This window comes from Sphingomonas sp. IC-11 (assembly GCF_021043365.1).
GTDB lineage: Bacteria > Pseudomonadota > Alphaproteobacteria > Sphingomonadales > Sphingomonadaceae > Sphingomonas.
Window position 1 is genome coordinate 132,785 of sequence record NZ_JAJNDU010000002.1, and the last position, 23,425, is coordinate 156,209.

Here is a 23,425-nt window from a genome sequence, read left to right on the forward strand (position 1 = left end):
GTCATGGTAAGGCCGCCCCTTTCAGCGCGTCATCAACCAAAAGAGCCAATCTAGACACGCGAAGCCCCCGGATCGGCGTGTTGTCGGCTGCGCGAATTTTTCGTGGCGGAAGGAGTTGAGAAGCCAGCTTACATGCTTGTCGATCTATATCCGCATCCCCGCTAGATCTCTCGATTCCGCAACTTTCAACCGTGCCATCTGCTGACACTATTTGGCGGACGGAGAAATCAGCAGCCTTTTTGCCCGAGGCTAACGCCTGAACGGTTGCGACCACGTCATAGCTACTAGTCAGCGGTGCTTTGGTATCCCACGCGATCCGACGTGTGTGTTCGCTGGGGATCGGGTTTCCGTGTTTATCAAGCGCTGGTTTGAACCTTCCATTACGCTTCATCAACAAGCACGCCCGTTCATCAAGAGACGGCGTGCCGCTGGAACGGACTATCTCGCAACGGTAAACCGCGCCTGTCGCATCCACCGCGATAGAGAAATTGACGGTTCCTTTCTGACCCTTGTCGAGCGCATCGCTTGGGAAATCTGTTGCCTTGACCCAGTTGGCAGGGCGGATCGCGGTTGGTCCTGCGCTAAGATCAGCGGGACCCGCGAGTTTCGCATCAGCAGGGCTGAGCATGGCTGTTGAACAGAGGCCGAGCAGCGCACTGGCGCTTAATTGTGCAGGCGTGATCTGCCAATTTGAACTCATGCCGGTTGCACCAGCATTCGAAAGGCGAAGAGATCGCCACTTGTGGAGTTCGAGTGCCGGGTAGGTATTAGCACACAGCTTCCACTAAGCGCGCGCGAACCACCACACGCCGTTCTTTACCTCGCGCACCGCTCGGCCTTCGAGCTCCAGGCGACGCAGGTGCGCAAGCGCCTCGCCAGTGGCCATGCCGATGACGTCGAGGCCGATCGGGCGGCGAAAGAGGACTTTGAAGCAGTCGACTGCGCGGACCGGGCCGCTCGCCATCAGGTCGACGATCGCGTCGAGGCGATCGAGATGTTCGTCGCGCAAGGCGTCGAGACGGGTGTGCAGGCCGTAGAAGGGGTCGCCGTGCCCGGGAAGGACGAGCAGGTCGTCGGGCAATTGCTTGAACCGCTCGATCGAGCGCAGCCAGTCGCCAAGCGGATCCTCGTTGGTCTGGCTGACGTGCATAGAGACGTTCGAGCTGATCTTGGGCAGCACCTGATCGCCGGCGACGAGCACGCGGCGGTCGTAATCGACGAGGCAGGCGTGCTCCGGACTATGGCCGCTGCCGGTGACGACGTGCCAGTCGCTGCCGCCGATGCGCATCACCTCGCCGTCCTGGATACGGGTGTAGCAAACCGGCATCCGTGAAATCGCCTTGCCGAAGCTCGACCAGCCGCGTGCCTTGCCGTGCGCCACTTGCTCCTCGTCCCAGCCAGCACCCTGCCAAAAGGCGATCTGTTCCTCGGGTACTTCGGGCTGGGCATCGGCCGAAAGCATGCGGACCATCAGCCACTCGGTGCGCGTCATGACGATCGCCGCGTCATCGAATTTGCGCGAAAGCCAGCCTGCGAGGCCGACGTGATCGGGGTGCATGTGGGTGCACAGGATGCGGCCGATCCGGCTGTCGGCGAGCGGCCCGTCAAGAATCGTGCGCCACGCCTCCGTGCAGCGCGGACTGGCGGTGCCGGTGTCGATCGCGACGAGATCGGGACCGTCGTCCAGGATCAGGCCGTTGACGTGCTTCAGGGGACCGGACATTGGCACGCGCCACCAGCGGATCCCGTCCATGAGGCTGAGCAGCTCGCCCGGCTGCGGCCCGCGATCGCCGAAGGGGAAGGTCAGACCGGCGGAGCTGGTGGGCGTCAGGCCCTCATCCCCGATCAGCGTGCGTAGATATGCCGTCGCCATGCAGCGACGCTATCAGCATAACAATCGTTACGTCGAGAGTTTAGTTGGCGTTCGCGCGGCATCGCGGCGCTACACCTCGAGCGGGAACAGCGGGTAAGCACCGGCAGTAACGGCGCCAGCCCGCCGGTTACCGCCCGATGCCGATCCGTTATTTTCGGGACGGCCAAGTGCCGCCCTCACCGACGCGGCGGTGCTTGCCGGAAGACCGGCCGCAACCACCGCGCGGTGGCAAGTGACATTAGCGCCGGAACGGATCGTCGAACAGCGGGCGATCCTCGCCGCCTTCGCCGCCGGCCAGTTCGGCGTCGCGGGCCGCCTGCTCGCGCTCGGCACGAAGCTGCTCGATCAGGGCTGCGCGATCACCGTCAAGCCGGGTGTCGGTGGGCTGCGGCTCGGAGCCGGCGCCCTTGGCTGCCTTTGCCACCGCGGCATCAAGCTCGCGCTGGGTCGTCAGGCCAAGCGTCACCGGGTCCTTCGGCGTGATGTTGCCGATGTTCCAGTGCGTGCGATCACGGATCGCCGCGATTGTTGTGCGCGTCGTGCCGATCAGGTTCGAAATTGCGCCGTCGCTGATTTCCGGATGATTGCGGATGATCCAGGCGATGCCATCCGGCTTGTCCTGGCGCTTGGATACCGGCGTGTAGCGCGGGCCCTTCGTGCGGCGGACCTGCTCCGGACCCTTCGTCATTTTCAGGCGATAGTTCGCATCGGCCTGACCCTTGTCGATCTCAAGCTGGGTCAGCTCATGCGCGCGCACCGGATCGCGGCCGGTCAGCTTGGTCGCCGCCGTGTCATCAGCGATCGCCTGCACCTCAAGGACATGGAGGCCGCAAAACTCGGCAATCTGCTCAAAGGTGAGCGAGGTATTGTCGACCAGCCAGGAAGCGGTCGCGTGGGGCATGAGCGGCTGGGCCATGCGTGAATGCCTTTCGGTATAAACAAATAGGGCCGCCCCTTACCGGAGCGGCCGCTTAACCTGCTGTGACTTAATGTGCCCGGACGGCAAGGGCAAGCACTGTCCGCCTGATCCGCCCGACTCGGTTAGTTCCGCGGTTCGCGGCTGGCGGTCAGCAAGTCGAGCAACGTGTCGAGCGGCGGAGCGCCATCGCTCGCGTGCCAATGAGCGCGGAGGCGAAAGCTGGCGCGTGCGTCGGCCAGCGGCCGCACCACCAATGGTGCGAGGCTGGCATCAACCTGGCTTTCGCATAACAGGGCAATACCTTCCCCTGCCGACACCCGCTCCAGCAGTCGATCGTTGCGCGGGTCCGCGATGATCCGTGCGGGAGGCGTGCTTGCGAACAGCCGCTCGATCAGGAAGCGATTAAGCTGCGCCCGGTTGCGATCGCGGGAGATCAGCAGCACCTCCTCCCGCAGCAGCGCCGCGTGAATCGAGGGCGCGGCCGCGAGTGGGTGATCCCGGCTCATCGCCACAACGGCATGGTCGATCCAAAGGTTGGTGTGTGCGAGCTCTTCCACCGGCTCGCACGGACAGATGGCGATGGCGATCCGCCTTGCCTCCACGGCGGGAAGCAACTCGCCAAGACTCATGTCATGCACGCCGACGGCAACATCGGGGTGGGTGGTGGTGAACGCCACCAGCGGTTCCGCCAGTCGGTCGCGGCACAGCGAGGCGAAGCACCCGATCGCCAGCGTGTGGGAGGAGCGGTCGCCGGCGGTCAAAGGGAACAAAGGGTGCATCGCGTGAAATACTGCCTGAAGGCAGCATCTTACGGGCGCTCCCTGCGACGAGTGCGACCAAATCGCGACGAACACGATGGCTGGATCGCTCGAACGGTTGCTCCCCTATGCGCATTTCGAGCAAGCGGTGCTAGGTTGTCAAAAAGCACAGACCAAGCAGAGGCGGGGAAAGGGCAGATTGCGTGCGGCATGAAATCTTCTTCCGCGCTGTTGCCGATGCGATTCGGGATGAAACCGATCCGTCGGCAATACTGGCGACTGTTTCGGACATGCTGAGACGCCACCTGCACGTGGCCCGTGTAATCTATAGCGAGAGTGAGCCAGGACCGGATGGTCCATTGTTCGACGTGCGACGGGACCAAGCAGATGGACTGCCCGATGCCACGGGGCGTCATCTGTTCCCGCCCGCATTTGATCCGCTGTTCGCTCGCTTCACCGCGGGCGAAACCGTCGTCAGCCACGACTTCACCGTGACCTCCGGCCCGATTACGGTCGGTTTCCGCGATTACATGGCAGCGATCGGAGTGCGGTCCGGCTTTGCCGTGCCGCTGGTAAAGGGTGGGCAGCTGCAGGGCGTCCTCACGGTGCAGCATGACGCGCCGCGCCGCTGGATGCGTGACGAGATCGCGCTGGTCGAGGCGCTGGCGGAACGGACCTGGGCAACGCTGACCCGCGCCCGTGCGGAAGAAAAACTGCGCACCCGAGAACGCGACCAATTGTTTCTGCTGCGCTGGAACGATCGCGTGCGTACGGCCGACGAGCCAGCGGCGATCATGAGCATCACGGTTGCGATGCTGGGCGAGCATCTGGGCGCAACTCGCGCCTGTTGTGCGACGATCGAGATCGATCCCGACCGGCCGGGTGCCAGCGACGCAAGCCGCTACGCTGTCGTTGCCGAATGGACCATTCGGGAGCAGCCGGCGATCGCGCGATCCTTTTCGGCGAGCAGTATTCCCGAGGCTGTGCGCCGCGCGTATCTGGCCGGCGAGATGTTGATCAGCGCGGATCTCGCGCATGACGAACGCTTCACTACCGAAGACTTCGAATGCGAAACTGCGCGCGAGGCGGGTGCCCGCATCGGGGTACCTTTGACGCGGGGAGGTGTGCTTCAGGCGATCCTCTCGATCGAACAGGATCGGGAGCGTCATTGGCGGCGAGCGGAGATCGCGCTGATTGGCGAAGTTGCGGATCGGATGTGGGGGCTGTTGGAGCGGGCGCGCACGGAACAGGCGCTGAAGGCACGCGAACGGGACCAGGCGTTTCTGGTAGAATGGTCCGATGCGCTGCGCTCGCTGAGTGCGCCCGAAGACATCATGCCGGTGACAATGGAGCGTCTGGGACGTCACCTCCATGCTACCCGCGTCACCTATGCCGAAGCGGACGAGGTGGAGCGTGTCTTCCAGACATGCTGGGACTGGTGTGATGGCTGTCCCAGCCTGATCGGCACGCGCGTGTCGCTTGCCGCCATCGGGGAGCAGGCGCAGCATGAATGGCTCGCAGGTGAAACCGTCCGCTATGACGATGTCGCCAGCGATCCGCGTACGGACGAAAGCGACCTCGCGATCTATGCTGCGCGCCAGATCGGCGCCTTCGTCAGTATTCCCTTGATCCGGCACGGCAGGGTCGCCGCCATACTCTCGGTCCAGTCAAGAACGCCCCGGCGCTGGCGTAATCATGAGATTGCCCTGATCCGCGACATGGGAGACCGCACCTGGAACGCTTTGGAACGCGCGCGGACCCAGGCCGAACTGGCGAAACGGGAGCGGGATCAGGCGTTCGTTATTGCCTGGAGCGATCGCTTGCGCGCCGAAACATCGGTCGAGGTGATCGTTTCCACCACCCTTGCCGCGCTCGCGACGCACCTCGGTACCGCGCGCGCGAATTTTGCTGAGCCGGTGGCCGAACGCGGATTTACCGTTCTGCACGAATGGCGCGACGTCATCGGCAGCACCAGCGCCGTCGCTCGGCCGGCAGTCAGCGACGCTGTGGAGGCGGCGTATCTCGCCGGCGAACCTGTTGTCGCGCGGGACGTGGATACCGATCCGCGCTTCGACGAAGCCGCGCGGCAGCGTTATCGCGACGTGGATGCCGTCACCTTTGCGGCGGTACCGATGGTGCGCGGCGGCGTGACACGGGGGCTGTTATCCATTCAGGATCGCCAACCGCGGGACTGGTCCGACCGGGAAGTGCAGTTGCTACGCGAGGTGGCGGACCGGCTGTGGACGATGCTGGAACGCGCGCGGGCAGAGGCATCACTGATGCATCGCGAACGCAACCAGGCATTTCTGGTCGAATGGAGCGATCAGCTGCGCCAGCTGACCACTGCCGATCAGGTGATGGCGGTGACCTTGGAGCGGCTGACCCGCTATCTCGGCGCAACCCGAACCACATATTCCGTCGCGACCGGGGTGGAGCGCGAGTTCGTGGTGGTGGCCAATTGGTGCGCCGGGGTCAACAGTGTGGTCGGGCGTCGGTTTTCAGTTTCTCAGGTTTCCCAATCCATTGCCGAGCAATGGGAGGCGGGTCGCATTGTCCGCTATGACGATGTTGTCGGCGATCCCCGTGTTCTTCCCGGTCGCGAGGCCTATTACGATGAGATCGAAGTGCGTGCCTTCATCACCGTGCCGTTGGTGGTGGAAGGCCAGATGCGTGCCTCGCTTTCGGTTCAATCGGTAGTGCCGCGGCGGTGGCGTGACGCGGAGATCCAGCTGATCCGCGACGTTTCGGAACGGTTGTGGATTGCGCTCGATCGGGCCCGTGCACTCGCCGAGTTGCGGCAGCGCGAACGGGATCAGGCTTTCCTGATCGGGTGGAGCGATCTCGTGAGGGACGAGAGCCGGGCTGCCGCCATTCTGTCCATCACCCTTGAGCGTGTGGGCCGGTATCTGAATGTAGCGCGGGCGAACTACGCGGAAAGCGATGCTGACGGCGGTGCGCTTCAGGTGATCAGAGAATGGACTCAGCAGGGCGCCCCGGCGTTGCTGGGCACCCATTTCCCTCTGACGGCGCTGGGTGAGCGGCTGATGCACAGCCACCTTTCCGGTGAGCCGGTGGTGGTAAACAGTGTCGAGCTCGACGACCGCTTCGACGACCACAACCGGCCCTTGTTCCAGGATCTGGGCATCGGAGCGCTGATCAGCGTGCCGTTGGTGCGGGCCGGCCGGGTCGCCGGCGTCCTTTCGCTGCAACAGGCGGAACCGCGAGAATGGCGCGGGAGCGAAATCCGGTTGCTGCGCGAAATCGGCGATCGGACCTGGGCCACGCTGGAAAGGGCACGATCCGAGGAAAAGCTGAATGAAAGCGAGGCGCAGCTGTCGGCGTTCATGGAGAATGCGCCGGTTGCGATGCACCTGAAGGATGGGGAGGGCCGGTATATTCGCGTCAACCCGGAGCTGGCGCGCGCGACTGGGCTGCCGGCGGAACAGCTGATCGGGCTGACTCCGGCAGACGTGTTCACGCCAATGCTGGCGCGGGAAGTGGGGCGGCTGGAGCAGCGTGCGCGTGGCGGGGAAACGGCGAGCGCGGAACTCGAAACCGGGCTTGCCGACAGCTATGCGTCAATTCTTACCATCAGCTTTCCCGTACCCGGCGGAAGCGGGGCGGCGCGCACCGGCGGCTTCACCATCGACCTGACGCAGCGCAAGCGAGCGGAAGAGGCGCTCGCCCGCAGCCGTGAGGCGCTCTACCAGACGGAGAAGCTTTCGGCGCTCGGATCGCTGCTCGCCGGGGTCAGTCACGAGCTCAACAACCCGTTGTCGATCGTCGTTGCCCAGGCGGTGATGATGGAGCGTCAGGCCAAGGGCAGTGATTTGGCCGAGCGAGCCTTCAAGATCCGCAAGGCGGCTGATCGCTGCGCCCGCATCGTGCAGACGTTCCTGGCGATGGCCCGTGCCAAAGAGCCGGAGCGTCGCCCGGTTGACCTGAACCAGGTCGCGATGGCAGCACTCGACCTGGCAGAATACGGCCTCAAGACCGAGGGTGTGAGGGTAGAGCGCGCATTCGACGAGGCGCTGCCGCAGATTGCAGCTGACGCCGACCAGCTGCACCAGATCATCATCAACCTCTTGATCAACGCGCAGCACGCGCTCGCGGACCAACCGGGAGAGCGCGTGGTGACGATCACCACGTCGCCGGGACCAGAGCCGATGACGGTCGTGCTTGACGTGGCCGATAATGGTCCGGGCATACCCGAAGCAGTGCGCCGGCGTATTTTCGAGCCGTTCTTCACCACAAAGACACAGGGCGAAGGTACCGGGGTTGGGCTTTCGTTTTCCCAAGGACTGGCGGAAGCGCACGGTGGACGCCTGTCCCTGCTGCCCACGAAAACCGGTGCCACATTCCGCCTGACCCTGCCGGTTGATCCGCAACAGACGCTTGGCCGCGTCGAGCCGGAGATGTCGCAGCTTCCACCCGCGACCCAGCGGCGCGCGCTCGTGGTCGACGATGAAGCGGAGATTGCCGAGTCACTGGCCGACTTCCTGTCACTGGAAGGCTTCACCTGTGAGGTCGCGGTCGGTGGACGAGCCGCAAAGGCGCGGCTCGCGTCCGGCGACTTCGACCTTATCGTCAGCGACCTGCGAATGCCGGATGTCGACGGGCCCGCGCTTTACGCCTTTGTGCGTGAAACCCGGCCCGACCTCGCCACCCGCATGGCCTTTTCGACGGGGGACACGCTGGGGGTATCCGCTGCCCGCTTTATCGCAGACGCCCAGCGGCCGGTGCTGGAGAAGCCGTTCGTTCCGGAGGCTGTGCGTCGCTTTCTGAACCAGATGGAGCTGGCATGAACGAAGCAACCCCGCACATCGTCCTGGTTGATGACGAAGAGGATCTGCGAGAACCTACCGCCGCTTACCTCGCCGACCAGGGGCTTGCGGTGTCGGAGGCGAGCGGCGGGCGTGCGCTCGATCTGATCCTGGCCGAGCAGCCGGTGGATCTGGTGGTGCTGGACGTGACGATGCCGGAGGAGGACGGTTTCTCCATCGCTCGCCGGCTGCGCGCGTCGGGACTGCCGCTCGGTATCGTTATGCTGACGGCGCGTCGCGACGTAATCGACCGCGTGGTCGGGCTTGAGTTGGGCGCGGACGACTATCTGATGAAACCGTTCGAGCCGCGCGAACTGCTGGCGCGGATCCGCTCGGTGCTGCGCCGGATCTCCGCGGTCCCGGTGCCGGCGCGGGACACGCAGACGGCACCCGTCAGCGTGCCCGAGAGCGGGTATCAGACGGAGTTCTGGATCCCCACCGGCCGCGGACAAGTACGGGTCGCGGTGGAGGCAATCGAGTGGATCGAGGCTGCCAAAGATTATGCGCTGCTACACACCGCGGAGCGAAGCTACATGATCCGGGTGACCATGAGCGCGCTTGAAACAGCCCTCGACCCCACGCAACTCATGCGAGTGCACCGATCAGCCTTTGTGCGGCCGGATGCGGTGCAAGCGATCAATCAGATCGGTCGACACACGACGCTGGTGTTGAAATCAGGGGCGAGCGTTCGCGTCGGTCCCCAGCACGTCGGCGAGGTGCGTCACCGGCTCAAGCCGTGATCAGCGCACCTGCTCGACGGGCACGCCGGTGACCGGATCAGTGGCGGGCGTGAGGGTGAACAGGCCGATCGCCCCAAGCACGAAGCCGCCGGCGAACTGCCACACGAAGCTGGACTTGAACAGGCGGGTCATAAGCGTACTCTGTATCTCTTTGCTGTTAGAGCGGACCTAGCCGCCTCGTCCTGAACCGCGGCTTGGCCGGCTGTTCATCGGTCGTTCGGCATATAGGGCCGGTTCGCCGACGTTGAATGACCAAGGCGGAAAGCAATCGTTTCCGCGCTGAAACCATTCGTGGCCGGGCCGTAAGTAAAGCGACGACCGCCGTCCCACTCGGGCCGGCGGCCTGACCCTCGCGAAGGGTTAGTCAGCGGAGCGCGCTACACGCCTGCTGGATGCGTGTGCATGCCTCGCGAAGAATTTCGTCGCTGGTGGCGTAGCTGATGCGCATCGCAGGCGAGAGCCCGAAAGCAACGCCCTGCACGGCGGCAACCCGCGCATCTTCCAGCAGATAGCCGACGAAATCGCCGTCCGTGGTGATCGTCTGCCCCTTTGGCGTCGTTTTGCCGATCAGGCCCGACACTTCGGGATAAACGTAGAAGGCGCCTTCCGGGGTGGGGCAGTTGATCCCATCGACGGCGTTCAACATGCTGACCACCAGATCGCGACGTACCTTGAACGCCGCGTTGCGCTCGGCCAGGAATGACTGATCGCCGTTCAACGCCGCGGTCGCCGCTGCCTGCGCGATCGAGCAGGGATTGCTGGTCGATTGCGACTGCAGCTTGGCCATCGCCTTGATCAGCCACTGGGCGCCGCCGGCGAAGCCGATACGCCAACCGGTCATCGCATATGCTTTGGAGCAGCCGTTCACGGTCAGCGTGCGCTCGTAAAGCGATGGGCAAACCTGCGCGATCGTGGCGAACTGGAAATCATCATAGACGATATGCTCATACATATCGTCCGCGAAGATCCAGACGTGCGGATGGCGTTCCAGCACCTCACCCAGCGCCTTCAGCTCGGCGGCGGTGTAGGCGGCGCCGGTCGGGTTCGAAGGCGAATTCAGGATCAGCCACTTGGTACGCGGCGTGATCGCAGCCTCCAACATCGCCGGCGTCAGCTTGTAGCCATGTTCCGGCCCCGCCGCGACAACGATCGGGGTGCCGCCGGCGAACTGAACGACATCGGGATAGCTGACCCAGTAAGGCGCGGGTACGATCACTTCGTCGCCAGCCTCAACGGTTGCGACGAGCGCGTTGAACAGGGTGTGCTTGCCGCCGACGTTCACGCTGATCTGCGCCGGCGTGTAATCAAGGCCATTGTCGCGCTTGAACTTGGCCGCGATCGCGTCCTTCAGCTCAGGCGTGCCATCGACGTTGGTATATTTCGTCTGACCGCGACGGATCGCCTCGATTGCCGCTTCCTTGACGAAATCGGGCGTATCGAAGTCGGGCTCTCCGGCGCCGAGTCCAATGACGTCGATCCCGGCGCGCTTCAGCTCCTGCACCTTGGTGGTGATCGCCAGCGTAGGCGACGGGCTGATGCGATCGAGCGCGGCAGAAGTCTTCATCGAGCGGTTCCTTTCGGCGCCGCGGCTATAGCGACGGGTTTCCCGCTTTCGCAACTGCAACGAAGGCTGGAATGAGGCCTCGCAGAGCATTTCCCAACAACAGTCCCCCGGTCAGGTCCGCCGGTGACAGATCCTGCTCCACGGCCCGCCCGCTCTCAAGCAAGTCTTCCCTGAGGACGCCGGGGAGTAGGCCACGGGCAAGTGGCGGTGTGATCAAGCGGCCACCCCTTTCCACGAAGACGTTGGTGAAGCTGCCTTCGGTAATCATGCCGTCGGGATCCACGAACACAATTTCGTCAGCGCCACTGGCGTGCCGCGCATTATCGTAGAAGGCGCGATCGCTTGTCTTGTGCCGCAGCCGGAAGTCGGACGGCGCAACAGGCAGCGGTGCCAAGGCGACGCGAAGGGGCTGTGAAAGTGCGGGAGGCACCGGGGCGATTTCGATGGAGATCCGGCCCATACGGCTGGCAAGCAGGCGGACGCGAGCCGGCTTGCGCAGCCGGAAGGTCGCTGCTTGCAGTTCATTGCGGGCATCATGACGATCGAAGCTGAACCCGAAGGCCGCGGCGCTTGCCTTCATTCGGGCGAGATGACGCTCAACCAGCAGAATGCCCGCTTGCGGATCGAAGCGCATGGTTTCGATCAGGTCCGGATCCCGCTGGCCGTGGGCTAGAAAGGCGCCTTTTGCGAGGGCTTCGTCCCACTCGGCGTCCGGCAGACTATCCGCGACGATGCCGCCGCCCAGTCCCATGACGGCCTGGCCGCTTTTACCCGCGACATGAAGCGTTCGAATTGCGACATTGAACTGTGCGTCGCCATCCGGCCCGATCGCGCCGATCGTCCCCGTATAGGGGCCTCTCGGCGCGTCCTCGACCTGGGCGATCACCTGCATGGCGCGGACCTTTGGCGCACCCGTGATCGAGCCGCAGGGGAACAACGCCGACAGTACATCGATCGCGTCAGCGCCAGGCGATAACTCTGCCGTCACCGTCGATGTCATTTGGTGAACGGTTGGATATGGTTCCACGGCAAACAGCTCAGGCACACAGACGCTGCCGGGAACAGCGACCTTCGACAGATCATTGCGCATGAGATCAACGATCATGAGGTTCTCGGCGCGCTGTTTATCGTCCGAGGCAAGGCTGCGGGCGAGTTCGACGTCACGATTTGCATCGCCGTCGCGACGCACGGTGCCTTTCATCGGCCGGCAGCGAAGGGTGCGGCCCTCAAGATTGAAGAACAATTCGGGCGAGAAGGAAAGCAAAGTGTCAGACCCGGTGTCGACGATTGCGCCCCATCCCGCCTGCGCCCGCTCCCGTACCGCCGCATAGAGCGCCAGCGGATCGCCGGCGAAGCGGACCGTGGCGCGAAAGGTGAGGTTTGCCTGATAGATGTCGCCGGCGGCGATGAGATCAAGCACCTCCTGCAGCATGGCATCATATCGTTCCCGCGCTACCTGCGGCTGGGGTTCGCCGATCCATACGCCGGTGGCGGGGGGAAGCAGCGGGGGAACGGAGGGTACCCGCTGGTAGCGCTCGAACAGACCGAACCAGAGCAGCGGCGTCGGGCAATTTTCGTGCACCCCGGCCTGTGGTTCAAAGGCAGGTCCTGCTTCGTAAGACAGGAACCCTGCGGCATGGTGACCGGCTGCAATCCCGCGCCGAATCTTCGCCAGAGCGGGTTGAACTTCGGGCAGGGTCGCTGCCTCAATGATTGCGACCGGATCGCTGTACAGCCGTGCGGGCGCGCTGCCGGCACGAGCATCGTCAAGCAGCACAAAAGGCGCGGCGAGCGGCATAGGTACGGCCATGCCTTTCCCTTCGCTCGCGGGCAACCCCGAGCATCTGCCTTGCGGGGCGGGCGAATGGCGCGCTAGCAGTTAACGTGTGGCCGATAAGCGGGGCGACCAATGGCGACCTGCTATCGCTTGCGCCCGATGCGAACGAAGGAACATGTCAGTGACCGATGCTGCGACCGAACCCGCCCTGCGCGCGATGATCGTGCCGGTCACACCGATTGAGCAGAATTGCACCATCATCTGGTGCACCAAGACCAAGAAGGGTGCAGTGATTGATCCAGGCGGTGATCTTCCGCGGATCAAGGCGGCGGTCGCTCAGGCCGGCATTGCCATTGAAAAGATTCTGCTGACCCACGGTCATATCGACCATGCCGGCGAAGCAAAGCCGCTCGCCGAGGAACTGGGGGTGGAGATCGAAGGCCCGCATGAGGACGATCGTTTCTGGCTGGCGCGGCTGGGCGAGGATGGCCGCAACTGGGGGATCCGCGGCGTGCCGTTCGAGCCGAACCGCTGGCTGGTCGACGGCGACACGGTGACTGTCGGCGAGCTGACGCTGGACGTATATCACACCCCGGGCCACACGGCAGGGCACGTGATCTTCCACCATGCGCCTTCCAAGTTTGCGCAGGTGGGCGACGTGCTGTTCCAGGGTTCGGTCGGCCGGACCGACCTTCCGCAGGGCAATCACAAGATGCTGATCAACTCGATCGTGACCAAGCTGTGGCCGCTGGGCAGCGACACCGCGTTCATCCCTGGCCATGGCAAACCTTCCACGTTCGCGCATGAGCGTCAGTGGAACATGTTCGTCAGCGACGAGGCCTTGGAAGCCTGATTTTCCCGGGCAGGCGCAGCGGCTTTCGGCTAGCTGCCGTGGCCGACACAAGCTGCCCAGGGCATCACGCCGAGACGATGGAGGTAGCGGGTTGACCGAGGCCGAGTTCATTGCGGCTCTGCGCCGCCTTCCGCTGCACAAAGGCGCGCTCGGCCTTGGGGATGATGCGGCCCGGCTGGGTGCTTTCGTAGTTACAACCGATACGCTGGTAGAGGGGGTCCACTTCCTGCCCGACGATCCCGCGGGAGACGTCGCATGGAAGCTTGTCGCGGTTAGCCTGTCCGATCTGGCCGGAAAGGGAGCGGTGCCGGAGGGGGTGCTGCTCAACTATCCCTTGTCGAAGGGCGGATGGGACCGGGCGTTTCTTGCTGGATTGAATGCCTGCCTAAGCGTTTTCAACTGCCCTTTGATTGGCGGGGATACCGTGTCTCTGCCGCAAGGTGCGCCCCGCGTGCTGACCGTCACCGCGTTCGGGCGTGACGCAGTAGCGCCGGCGCGCGCTGGTGCGCAGGCTGGAGACGGCCTTTGGGTCACGGGAACGATCGGCGATGCCGGGGCGGGCTTGTCAGTTGCCCGATCCGGGAACGGGCCGGAAGCGCTGCTCGCCGCCTATCGCCGCCCGCGTCCACGGCTTGCGGAAGGGCGCGTGCTTGCACCTCTGGCGCATGCAATGATGGATGTGTCCGATGGGTTGCTGATCGACGCTTGGCGAATGGCGGTTGCAAGTGGCCTCGCGGTGACCATAGCGCTTGATGCAGTGCCGCTTTCCACCGCGTACCGCAATTTTGTCGGCGACGATCCCCTTCCGGCGGTCACGGCTGGCGACGATTACCAGCTTTTGTGCGCCTTGCCGCCGGACCAGCGGCCAACCGGCCATGCAACCTGCATCGGCACTTTCGCACCCGGCACGGGGCTCAGCCTGACCCTCCATGGCGCTCCCGTTCCTCTCCCGCAGCGTCTTGGCTTCGAACATCGGGCGTAGCCGACAGATCTGCCATTGCGGGTAATTGACGAACCACTGTTTCGCCACTTCGTAGCCCGAGCGCCGGTTGTTCCGGCATTCGTGCAGGATCGCCGGGGCGAGCTATACTTGCGCTTTCTTTCGGTGTGCGTAGGCTCCCGTTCCAGAACGATAATCATAGGAGACCGGCGGTTACCGCCCGGAGGCGGGGCCGACCGGCCACGTTAGGGGAAGGAACGCGATGACCACGGTCTATATCGCCATCCTCTGCGGCCTGCTGGCCGTGGTCTATGGCATCGTCACAAGCCAGCAAGTTCTTCGAGCGTCACCCGGTAACGAACGGATGCAGGATATTGCGTCCGCTATCCAGGAGGGGGCGAAAGCCTATCTTGGTCGGCAATATACGACCATCGCGATCGTCGGTGTGATCGTCGCGATCATTCTGGCGGCAACGCTGGGTACCTTGTCGACGATCGGTTTCCTGATCGGCGCAATCCTTTCCGGCGTGGCCGGGTTCGTCGGCATGAACATCTCGGTACGCGCCAATGTGCGCACGGCGGAGGCAGCGCGCGGCACCTTGCAGGGTGGCTTGACGATGGCGTTCCGTTCCGGCGCGGTGACCGGCATGTTGGTAGCGGGCCTGGGGTTGCTCGCGATCGCGGGCTTCTTCTGGTATCTGACCGGCCCGGCAGGCTACGCCCCCAATGCGCGCGAGATCGTCGAGGCGCTGACGGCTCTGGCGTTTGGCGCATCGCTGATCTCGATCTTCGCCCGGCTGGGCGGCGGCATCTTTACCAAGGCTGCGGACGTCGGCGCGGATCTCGTCGGCAAGGTCGAGGCAGGGATCCCCGAGGACGACCCTCGCAATCCAGCTGTCATCGCGGACAACGTGGGTGACAATGTCGGTGATTGCGCCGGCATGGCCGCCGATCTGTTCGAAACCTATGTCGTGACACTGGGCGTCACGATGATTTCGATCGCGCTGCTGATCCGGGCGTCGGGCGCGGAGCTGATGAACCTGATGAGCCTGCCCCTGATCGTCGGCGGCGTGTGCATCGTCACGTCCATCATTGGAACCTACATGGTGCGGCTGGGGTCCAAGGGGTCCATCATGGGCGCGCTCTACAAGGGGTTCTGGACCTCCGCGCTTCTCGCAATCCCGGCGATCTATGTGGCAACCCAGATGACGCTCGGCGACCTGAACGCGCCAATCGGGGCGGCCGGATTTCTCGACGCGCCCTCGGATGCGGTGACCAGCGGCTTGGGTGATCTGGCCGCGACAGGCGTGACCGGAGCACCGGCAGCCGACGCTTTCACGGGCATGGACCTGTTCTGGTGCATGTTGATCGGGTTGGCGGTGACCGGGCTGATCGTGTGGATCACCGAATATTACACGGGCACCAACTATCGCCCGGTGAAGTCGATCGCCCGCGCCAGCGAAACCGGGCACGGCACCAATGTGATCCAGGGTTTGGCGATCAGCCTTGAAGCCACTGCGTTGCCGACGGTGGTGATCGTCGTGGCCGTGGTAGCCGCCTACAAACTTGCCGGCATCATCGGCATCGCCTTCGCCGCGACGTCGATGCTGGCGCTCGCCGGCATGGTGGTCGCACTGGACGCTTATGGTCCGGTCACCGACAATGCGGGTGGCATTGCGGAGATGGCGGGGCTGGAGGACGAAGTCAGGCACAAGACGGATGCACTGGACGCGGTCGGCAACACCACTAAGGCCGTCACGAAGGGATATGCGATCGGTTCGGCCGGGCTGGCCGCGCTCGTTCTGTTCGGCGCCTATACCACTGACTTGCAGACGTATTTCCCCGACATTCAGGTCGATTTCAGCCTGAGCAATCCATATGTGATCGTCGGCTTGCTGCTCGGCGCGCTGCTACCCTACCTGTTCGGTGCGTTCGGTATGACTGCGGTGGGGCGTGCCGCAGGCAGTGTCGTGGAGGAGGTGCGTGATCAGTTCCGCAATAATCCCGGCATCATGGAGGGAACCAGCCGCCCCAATTACGGGCGCACGGTAGATCTGGTTACCCGCGCGGCGATCAAGGAAATGATCGTGCCATCATTGCTGCCCGTGCTCTCTCCGATCCTGCTGTACTTCATTGTCACCGCGGTAGACGGGCAGGCCTCCGGTTTCGCGGCGCTCGGCGCGATGCTGCTGGGCGTGATCGTCTCGGGCCTGTTCGTCGCGCTTTCCATGACAAGCGGCGGTGGCGCCTGGGACAATGCGAAAAAATACATTGAAGACGGCAACCACGGCGGCAAGGGATCGGAGGCTCACAAGGCCGCAGTGACCGGTGATACTGTCGGTGATCCTTACAAGGACACCGCCGGCCCGGCGGTGAACCCGATGATCAAGATCACCAACATCGTGGCGTTGCTGCTGCTAGCCGCGCTTGCAGGGGCAGGCGCTGGCTAAGCAGGCTCACGATATTGCGTCAGGCCGCTGCGCTGCCTATCCCGTCACCAAACAGGAGCAATGCAGCAGCCATGACGACCTTTGACGATCGCGAGCGCGCGTTTGAAACCAAGTTCGCCCGGGACGAGGAAATGGCGTTCCGTATTATCGCGCGGCGCAACCGCCTGCTGGGTCAGTGGGCGGCCGAATTGATGAAGCTGACGCCGGAAGAGGCAGACGCTTACGCCAAGACGGTGGTCCATGCCGATTTGGAAGAAGCGGGCGACGCCGATGTCGTGCGCAAACTGGTTGGCGATCTGACCGCAGCGGGCGTGGACATGAGCGAGGCTGACGTCCGCAAGGCGCTGGACGATCAGACTGTCGAGGCGCGCCGTCAGTTGATGGAGGCGCAGTAACGTGCCGATGGCAGCGGACGAGATCGCGGCCCTGATCCGCGAAGGCATTCCCGATGCCGAGGTGGAGATTACGGACTTGGCCGGAGACGGCGATCACTATGCGGCACGGGTCACGGCCGCCTCGTTCGCAGGCATGTCACGCGTAAAGCAACATCAGGCAGTATATGCGGCGCTTGGCGGCCGAATGGGCGGAGTGCTGCACGCCTTGCAGTTGACGACGGGCGTGCCGAAATAACTGCCAGCCAGCTTCCACGCGAGGATCGAAAATGACCGAAGATACCAACGCCCGCATCGACGCGGTGGTGAAGAACAATCCAGTGGTGCTGTTCATGAAGGGCAGTCCGCTGTTCCCCCAGTGCGGCTTTTCCAGCCGTGCGGTGGCGATCCTCCAGCATTTGAACGCCGAGTTCGAGAGCGTGGATGTGTTGCAGGATCAGGGCATCCGTCAGGGGATCAAGGCATATTCGGACTGGCCGACTATCCCGCAGCTGTACGTGAACGGTGAGTTCGTCGGTGGTTCGGACATCATGATGGAGATGTACGAGAGCGGCGAACTGGCCGAGTTGCTGAAGGATACGGCAAAGGTCGCCTGAGGCAGAACGAAGTCGGGTGCGGGCGGGGCCTCGCGAGATCGAAGTAGCGACGCACCCGCCCGACTGAAGCGCAAACATGCGCGATGCGAGACACAATGCAGTCCCTGTGCCAAGTGACTGCAAGCCGCGAATTTGCTGACAGGCGACGGTTAACGCCACTCAGCTGATCGCCTGACCTGTAAAGCGTTCCGACAGGTGAATTAGGCGGCTATGTGCGCGACAAATTGCGGTAGCGGCAGCCGCATTTCATACGCTTGAATAGCGCGCTGCGGCGTTGAGGATCCTCTGAACGCCAAGCGCATCGGTGGCCAAGTCTAGAAGGTCGGTCGCGGCCGTTGCGGTGGGCCATATGACCGTTCTAGGCGGTTACGTGTGGTGGCGGTCGGCTCTATCCCGGGCTGAAGAATGTCCGCTCTGTGCCTGCCGAGAAGGCTGATCGATGGCAGCTTGCTGCGCGGCGCCAGGCTGCCACCAGAACGGCCGTTAGCGGTTTTCTTCTGCACCATTGTTGTAGAACCGTCGTTGGAAGGCGGCGAGGTCCGCGTGCGTATCGACGTCGATCAAGTCGGATGGTGCCGTGGTGACATGGCGCCCGGCGCGGATCAGGTCGCGGGCTCCTTGATCGCCGCGCAATGACAGCAATTGATCAAACATTTCCCGCCCGAACACAGCCGGCGGGCGGGGCGGAGTCTCGCCGTCCGTGGAGGCCACGATCGCCACGCTTCCTTCCGCCGCTTCGAGCAGCCGGCGCACATGGGCGGCGGTAATGCGCGGCATGTCGGCAAGCGCGATCAGCACGGCTGAGGCGGCGTGTTCCCTTGCCCGCTGCACGCCTAGCCGGATCGACGATGCCATATCGCCGACCGGATCGCGGTTCTCGATAATCTCAAAGCCTAGCGGGAAATAATCGAGCGCGGCAGTTCGCACGACTGCCAGTCGGGCGCGGAATGGCACTGGATCAAGTGCCCTCGCGACGTGGAGGCCGAGCGGCAGATCGCCAAATGGCGCGTCCAGCTTGCTAGTTTCTCCTTGGAAGCGCCGCGACCGGCCCGCGGCGAGGAGGAGGAGCGCGGTTTCTTCAGCCGCGATCATGGAAGGCCTTCACCATCGCGCCGGCGATGGAGAGGGCGATTTCGGCCGGACCGATCGCGCCGATGTCGAGCCCGACCGGGCCGTCGATCCGCGCCAGATCCTCAGGCGAGACGCCCGCCTCCGTCAGCCGCTGAAGCCGCGCCGCGTGGCTCTTCCGGCTCCCGAGCGCGCCGACATAGCCGGTGTTGGCAGCAAGCGCGGCGACGAGCGCGGGATCGTCGATCTTGGTGTCGTGGCTGAGCGTTACCACTGCTGTCGACGAGCCGGGTTTATACGCCTCCACCGCTTCGTCGGGCCAGCGATCGTCGAGCGTCGTATCGGGAAAGCGTTCCTCGGTGAGGAAGCGGCCGCGCGGGTCGACCACCACCGTCTCGATTCCGAGCGTGCGGGCGAGGCCGACGAGCGACTGGGCGATCTGCACCGCCCCCACCACGATCAAACGGCGCGGCGGATCGTAGCGGTTGGCGAAGATCTCGCCGGTCTCGACGGGGCGCAGGTCGCTGTGGCCGGTCGATAGGTCCGTCGTGACGGTGAGCGGCTGGCCTTCCGAGCGCGCTTCGACAATGCGGTCGAACAATTCCGGGTCGAACCCTTCCGCCGAGACTGGCTGAACCATGACGCTGATCTCGCCGCCGCAGGGCAGGCCGACTTCCCAGGCGCTGGCATCGGCGACGCCATATTTCCTCACCGCGAAGGGGCTGCCCGCGATCACGCGCGCGGCGGTGTCGAGGATGTCGCCCTCGACGCAGCCGCCCGAGACCGAGCCTTCGAAGCGGCCGTCCTCGTGCACCAGCATGTGGCTGCCGCGCGGGCGGGGCGCGGAGCCCCAGGTGGAGACGACCGTGGCGAGCGCCATGCGGGCCCCCTTCCACGATTGAGCCGCGGAGAGGACGCTGTCGTTATCGGCCATGGATCACACCGGTGGGAGATGAGGGAGGAGTTTATCGAGTGTCACGGGCATGTCATAGATGCGCACACCGGTGGCATTGTGGATCGCGTTGACGATCGCGGCGCCCGAGCCGGCGATGCCGAGCTCGCCAACGCCCTTTGCGCCGACCGGATTGGCGGAATCGTCGATCTCCTCGACAAAATAGGCTTCAATCTGGGGCACGTCGGCATTCACGGCGACGTGATATTCGCCGAAATCGGGGTTCACGAAGCGGCCGTTGCGGGTGTCGACCACGCCGTCTTCGCTGAGCGCATAGGCGAGACCCCAGACCATGCCGCCGACGATCTGGTTCTTCGCCGTCTTTTCATTGAGCACGCGGCCGATGTCGAACACGCCGAGCATGCGGCGGACGCGCACCTCGCCGGTGACGGCGTTGACCGCGACTTCGGCGAATTGCGCGCCGTGGCTCGCCTGGCTGGTCGCCTGCGATTCCTTGCCGGGCGAGGTCTTGCCCCTGGCGGCGATCGGCGAACCGCGGACCAGATCCACGAGCGGGCTGGTGCGGGCGCCGGCGGTAACGATGCCGTCCTTGAGGCGCATGTCTTCCGGCGCGGCATTCATGCGGCGGCCTAGCTCGGCAAGGACATCCTCGCAGGCAAGCGCGGCAGCCGCGCAGGCGCTGCCTGCGCCGAACGATCCGCCGGAGCCGGCGCTGGGCGGCAGATCGGTGTCGCCGATCACCACATCGATCGCCTCCACCGGCAAGCCAAGCATGTCGCCGACCGTCTGGGCGAGGATCGTGTAGGTGCCGGTGCCGATGTCGGTCATGTCGGTGCGCACGGTGGCGCGGCCGTCATCACCCAGGATCACTTCGGCCTCGGCGTTGACGGTGAAATTGCCGCGAAGTGCCGCGGCCATGCCCATGCCGATCAGCCATTCGCCCTCGCGCCGGCTGCCGGGCGTGGCATCGCGCCGATCCCAGCCGAAGCGGCGCGCGCCTTCCTCGTAGCAATCGAGCAGGCGGCGGGTGGAGAAGCGCTTGCCGGTGGTGGGATCGCGGGCGGGCTCGTTGCGGCGGCGTAGCTCGATCGGATCGAGGCCAAGCTCCTCCGCCAGTTCGTCCATCGCGCACTCGACCGCGAACGTGCCGATCGCTTCCCCCGGCGCGCGCACCGCGCCGGTTGCAGGCAAGTCGATACGCGCGAGATCGGTGCGGAAGCGGCGCGCCTCGCCGGCGTATAGCGGCAGCGTGCCGAACGGCACCGGTTCCAGGAAGGCGCTGTCGTCATTCTGATAAGCGACACTTTCATGGCCGATCGCGCTGATCCGGCCTTCGCGATCGGCACCAATGCGCAGCCGCTGCGTGGTGGGCGAGCGATGGTGGACCATATAGGCGGTCTGGCGGCGGCTGAGCGCAACCTTCACAGGGCGCCCCACCTTCTCGGCCGCGATGGCGGCGAAGATCACTTCCGGCCCTACGCCCGTTTTCCCGCCGAACCCGCCGCCGACATAGGGGGCGAGCACGCGCACGCGATCCTTGTCGATGCCGAGCGCCGTGGCGATGGTGTCCTTAGCCGCGCCGATCACCTGGTTGCTGGAGCGGACGGTAAGCTTGTCGCCTTCCCACCAGGCCAGCGTTGCATGCGGCTCAAGCGCGGCGGGGAAGTGGATCGGCGTCGTGTAGGTGCGATCGATCACGACCTCGGCGGCGGCGAGCGCCGAGTCGAGATCACCGCGGTTCACGGGAGGGAGGAAGCCGAGCTTGTGGTCCTGCTGGATCTCCACATCGGCGGCGTTGAACCGGCCGGCGGTTTCCTCATAGTTCACCGTGACGAGGCGCGCGGCGGCGCGGGCCGCCTCCTGCGTTTCCGCAACGACGATGGCGACGCCCTGGCCGTAGTGGAACACCTCGTCCTTGCCGATCGCCGACATGGCGCGCGAGTTGCCCTCGCCGGTCGGCATGCGCGGATCGCCGTGGATGACGGCGAGCACGCCGGGCGCAGCTTCTGCGGCGGTCGAATCCACGCCGGTCACGCGGCCGCGGCCGATGCTCGATTGCACCACGGCGAGATAGGCGGTGTTCTCCGGCGCCTGTTCGAAGGCGTAGGGCGCAGCGCCGCTGACCTTTTCGCGTGCCTCGTAACGGTCGAGCGGCTTGCCGAGCAGGCCCTGCTGGGCGCGGTTGAGAGCGGCGGGACGGTATGGTGCGTCCATCGCGAGATCGTTCATGCCGGCTCCCCGGTAAGGTCACGCAGCGCGGTGACGAGCACGCGCCGGGTGAGCGGGATCTTGAAATCATTGTGGCCGAAGCCGCGTGCGCCCTTGAGCAGCGCATCGGCGGCAGCGTCGAAGGTTGCCTGTCCTGCGAGCTTACCGACCAGCGCAGCCTCCACCGCGGGATCGCGCCATGGCTGGTGGGCGAGACCACCGAAGGCGAGCGCCGCGTGGGTGATGGTGCCGTTTTCCACGCCAACCACAGCCGCAATCGAGACTAGCGCGAAGGCGTAGGAGGCGCGGTCACGCACCTTGCGGTACAGCTGCCGCGCGCCGGGGGGCGGGGCAGGGAGTGCGACATGGGTGATGAGCTCGCCCGGTTCCAGCACCGTTTCGACATGCGGCGTATCGCCGGGCAGGCAGTAGAATTCGCCGAGCGGGATGCGGCGGCGATCGCCATCCGGTTTCAGCGTGACGATGGTTGCGTCCAGCGCGCGCATCGCGACGGGCATGTCGCCCGGATGGGTGGCGATGCACTGGTCGCTGGTGCCGAGGATCGCGTGGATACGGTTGAACCCGCCGATCGCGTCGCAGCCGCTGCCGGGTTCGCGCTTGTTGCAGGCGGCATGCGTGTCGTAGAAAAAATAGCAGCGGGTGCGCTGGAGGAGGTTGCCGCCCGTGGTCGCCTTGTTGCGCAACTGCCCAGAGGCGCCGGCAAGCAGCGCGCGGCTAAGTGCCGGGTAGCGCGCTATAATGCGCGGGTCGGCCGCGAGATCGCTATTGGGGAGGAGCGCGCCGATCAGCAGCCCGCCATCCTGTTCCTGGATAGTGTTCAGATCGAGCCGGCTGATGTCGACCAGCTTTTCCGGCGTTTCGACCTGCAGCTTCATGAGGTCGAGCAAATTGGTGCCGCCGGCGATGAAGCGGCCGCCGGCACGCACCGCCGCCTCGGGGCTGGCGGCACGGGTGTAGTCGAAGGTCTTCATGCCTTCTCTCCCGCGCCTTTCCGCTGTGCGTGCACCTCGCGGATCGCGTCGACGATGTTGGGATAGGCCGAACAGCGGCAGATGTTGCCGCTCATCCGCTCGCCGATCTCATCGTCATCAAGGGCGGGCGCGGAAAGATCGTCGGTAACGTGGCTGGGCCAGCCCTTCGCCACTTCGTCGAGCATGCCGACCGCGGAGCAGATCTGCCCCGGTGTGCAATAGCCGCATTGGTAGCCATCGTGACGGACGAACGCTTCCTGCATCGGGTGAAGGGCATCAGTGCTGCCGAGCCCCTCGATCGTCAGGATGTCATCATCCTGGTGCATCACCGCGAGGGTGAGACACGCATTGATCCGCCGCCCGTTCACCAGCACCGTGCAGGCACCGCACTGGCCATGATCGCAGCCCTTCTTGGTGCCCGTCAGGGCAAACTCCTCGCGGAGGACGTCGAGGAGCGAGGCGCGGATGTCGGGATCGGCCTCGCGCTTGCTGCCGTTGATGGTGAAGCGCATGGGGGCAGTATGCGCCACTCCCCCCTTCGATCCAAGTACGTCGCAATA

20 protein-coding genes are annotated in these 23,425 nt (G+C 64.6%); 8 read left to right on the forward strand and 12 right to left on the reverse strand.

The window, feature by feature from the left end; genetic code table 11:
• Window position 1: 1 nt before the first annotated feature.
• From LQ954_RS09270 to LQ954_RS09285, 4 genes are all read right to left on the reverse strand, one after another.
• The gene (locus tag LQ954_RS09270; protein WP_231022845.1) at window positions 2–700 is read right to left on the reverse strand and encodes a TonB family protein; all 699 of its coding nucleotides are present in this window, start codon (window positions 698–700) and stop codon (window positions 2–4) included.
• A gap of 84 nt (window positions 701–784) precedes the next feature.
• Window positions 785–1,873: an MBL fold metallo-hydrolase gene (locus tag LQ954_RS09275; protein WP_231022846.1), complete on the reverse strand. Its 1,089-nt coding sequence runs from the start codon at window positions 1,871–1,873 to the stop codon at window positions 785–787.
• A gap of 238 nt (window positions 1,874–2,111) precedes the next feature.
• Entirely contained in the window at window positions 2,112–2,789 is a 678-nt protein-coding gene (locus LQ954_RS09280; RefSeq protein ID WP_227771850.1) for a DUF1013 domain-containing protein, read from the reverse strand.
• 125 nt (window positions 2,790–2,914) lie between these two features.
• Window positions 2,915–3,571 (reverse strand): LysR family substrate-binding domain-containing protein, encoded by a 657-nt coding sequence (locus LQ954_RS09285; RefSeq protein ID WP_231022847.1) that lies wholly within the window; start codon window positions 3,569–3,571, stop codon window positions 2,915–2,917.
• Between the two features lie 182 nt (window positions 3,572–3,753).
• Between LQ954_RS09285 and LQ954_RS09290 the strand changes: the two genes are divergently transcribed.
• The gene (locus LQ954_RS09290; RefSeq protein WP_231022848.1) at window positions 3,754–8,355 is read left to right on the forward strand and encodes a GAF domain-containing protein; all 4,602 of its coding nucleotides are present in this window, start codon (window positions 3,754–3,756) and stop codon (window positions 8,353–8,355) included.
• Entirely contained in the window at window positions 8,352–9,113 is a 762-nt protein-coding gene (locus tag LQ954_RS09295) for a LytR/AlgR family response regulator transcription factor (RefSeq protein WP_231022849.1), read from the forward strand. Before LQ954_RS09290 ends, LQ954_RS09295 begins: the two co-directional genes overlap by 4 nt.
• Here the strand turns inward: LQ954_RS09295 and LQ954_RS16135 are convergent, their stop codons facing one another.
• From LQ954_RS16135 to pabB, 3 genes are all read right to left on the reverse strand, one after another.
• Window positions 9,114–9,245, reverse strand: a complete 132-nt coding sequence (locus tag LQ954_RS16135; RefSeq protein ID WP_265334160.1) for a hypothetical protein — start codon at window positions 9,243–9,245, stop codon at window positions 9,114–9,116. It lies immediately after the preceding gene.
• A gap of 232 nt (window positions 9,246–9,477) precedes the next feature.
• Window positions 9,478–10,677 carry a pyridoxal phosphate-dependent aminotransferase gene (locus tag LQ954_RS09300; RefSeq protein WP_231022850.1) on the reverse strand — a complete coding sequence of 400 codons (1,200 nt, stop codon included), beginning with the start codon at window positions 10,675–10,677 and terminating at the stop codon, window positions 9,478–9,480.
• Window positions 10,678–10,702: 25 nt separating this feature from the next.
• A complete protein-coding gene (pabB, locus tag LQ954_RS09305; RefSeq protein ID WP_231022851.1) occupies window positions 10,703–12,487 on the reverse strand; it encodes an aminodeoxychorismate synthase component I in 1,785 nt (594 codons plus the stop codon).
• A gap of 184 nt (window positions 12,488–12,671) precedes the next feature.
• Between pabB and LQ954_RS09310 the strand changes: the two genes are divergently transcribed.
• From LQ954_RS09310 to grxD, 6 genes are all read left to right on the forward strand, one after another.
• Window positions 12,672–13,307 (forward strand): MBL fold metallo-hydrolase, encoded by a 636-nt coding sequence (locus LQ954_RS09310; protein WP_443026616.1) that lies wholly within the window; start codon window positions 12,672–12,674, stop codon window positions 13,305–13,307.
• A 91-nt stretch (window positions 13,308–13,398) separates the two neighbouring features.
• Window positions 13,399–14,289: a thiamine-phosphate kinase gene (thiL, locus tag LQ954_RS09315; RefSeq protein ID WP_231022853.1), complete on the forward strand. Its 891-nt coding sequence runs from the start codon at window positions 13,399–13,401 to the stop codon at window positions 14,287–14,289.
• A gap of 220 nt (window positions 14,290–14,509) precedes the next feature.
• Window positions 14,510–16,696, forward strand: a complete 2,187-nt coding sequence (locus tag LQ954_RS09320) for a sodium-translocating pyrophosphatase (protein ID WP_231022854.1) — start codon at window positions 14,510–14,512, stop codon at window positions 16,694–16,696.
• A gap of 71 nt (window positions 16,697–16,767) precedes the next feature.
• Window positions 16,768–17,091 carry a DUF1476 domain-containing protein gene (locus LQ954_RS09325; protein ID WP_231022855.1) on the forward strand — a complete coding sequence of 108 codons (324 nt, stop codon included), beginning with the start codon at window positions 16,768–16,770 and terminating at the stop codon, window positions 17,089–17,091.
• 1 nt (window position 17,092) lies between these two features.
• Complete coding sequence (locus LQ954_RS09330) at window positions 17,093–17,326, forward strand: BolA family protein (protein ID WP_046409109.1); 234 nt, start codon at window positions 17,093–17,095, stop codon at window positions 17,324–17,326.
• 31 nt (window positions 17,327–17,357) lie between these two features.
• On the forward strand, window positions 17,358–17,684 hold the full coding sequence (gene grxD / locus LQ954_RS09335) for a Grx4 family monothiol glutaredoxin (RefSeq protein WP_227771840.1): 327 nt from the start codon (window positions 17,358–17,360) through the stop codon (window positions 17,682–17,684).
• A 483-nt stretch (window positions 17,685–18,167) separates the two neighbouring features.
• Here grxD and LQ954_RS09340 read toward each other — a convergent pair whose 3' ends face one another.
• The 5 genes from LQ954_RS09340 to LQ954_RS09360 are packed head-to-tail and all read right to left on the reverse strand — an operon-like array spanning window position 18,168 to window position 23,377.
• Window positions 18,168–18,776: a nucleotidyltransferase family protein gene (locus tag LQ954_RS09340; protein WP_227771839.1), complete on the reverse strand. Its 609-nt coding sequence runs from the start codon at window positions 18,774–18,776 to the stop codon at window positions 18,168–18,170.
• Window positions 18,763–19,686: an XdhC family protein gene (locus LQ954_RS09345; RefSeq protein ID WP_231022856.1), complete on the reverse strand. Its 924-nt coding sequence runs from the start codon at window positions 19,684–19,686 to the stop codon at window positions 18,763–18,765. The genes LQ954_RS09340 and LQ954_RS09345 overlap by 14 nt, the downstream gene beginning before the upstream one ends.
• A 3-nt stretch (window positions 19,687–19,689) precedes the next feature.
• Window positions 19,690–21,894 (reverse strand): xanthine dehydrogenase family protein molybdopterin-binding subunit, encoded by a 2,205-nt coding sequence (locus LQ954_RS09350; RefSeq protein WP_231022857.1) that lies wholly within the window; start codon window positions 21,892–21,894, stop codon window positions 19,690–19,692.
• Window positions 21,891–22,865: an FAD binding domain-containing protein gene (locus tag LQ954_RS09355; protein ID WP_231022858.1), complete on the reverse strand. Its 975-nt coding sequence runs from the start codon at window positions 22,863–22,865 to the stop codon at window positions 21,891–21,893. The genes LQ954_RS09350 and LQ954_RS09355 overlap by 4 nt, the downstream gene beginning before the upstream one ends.
• Entirely contained in the window at window positions 22,862–23,377 is a 516-nt protein-coding gene (locus LQ954_RS09360) for a 2Fe-2S iron-sulfur cluster-binding protein (protein WP_231023027.1), read from the reverse strand. The genes LQ954_RS09355 and LQ954_RS09360 overlap by 4 nt, the downstream gene beginning before the upstream one ends.
• Between the last annotated feature and the right edge of the window lie 48 nt (window positions 23,378–23,425).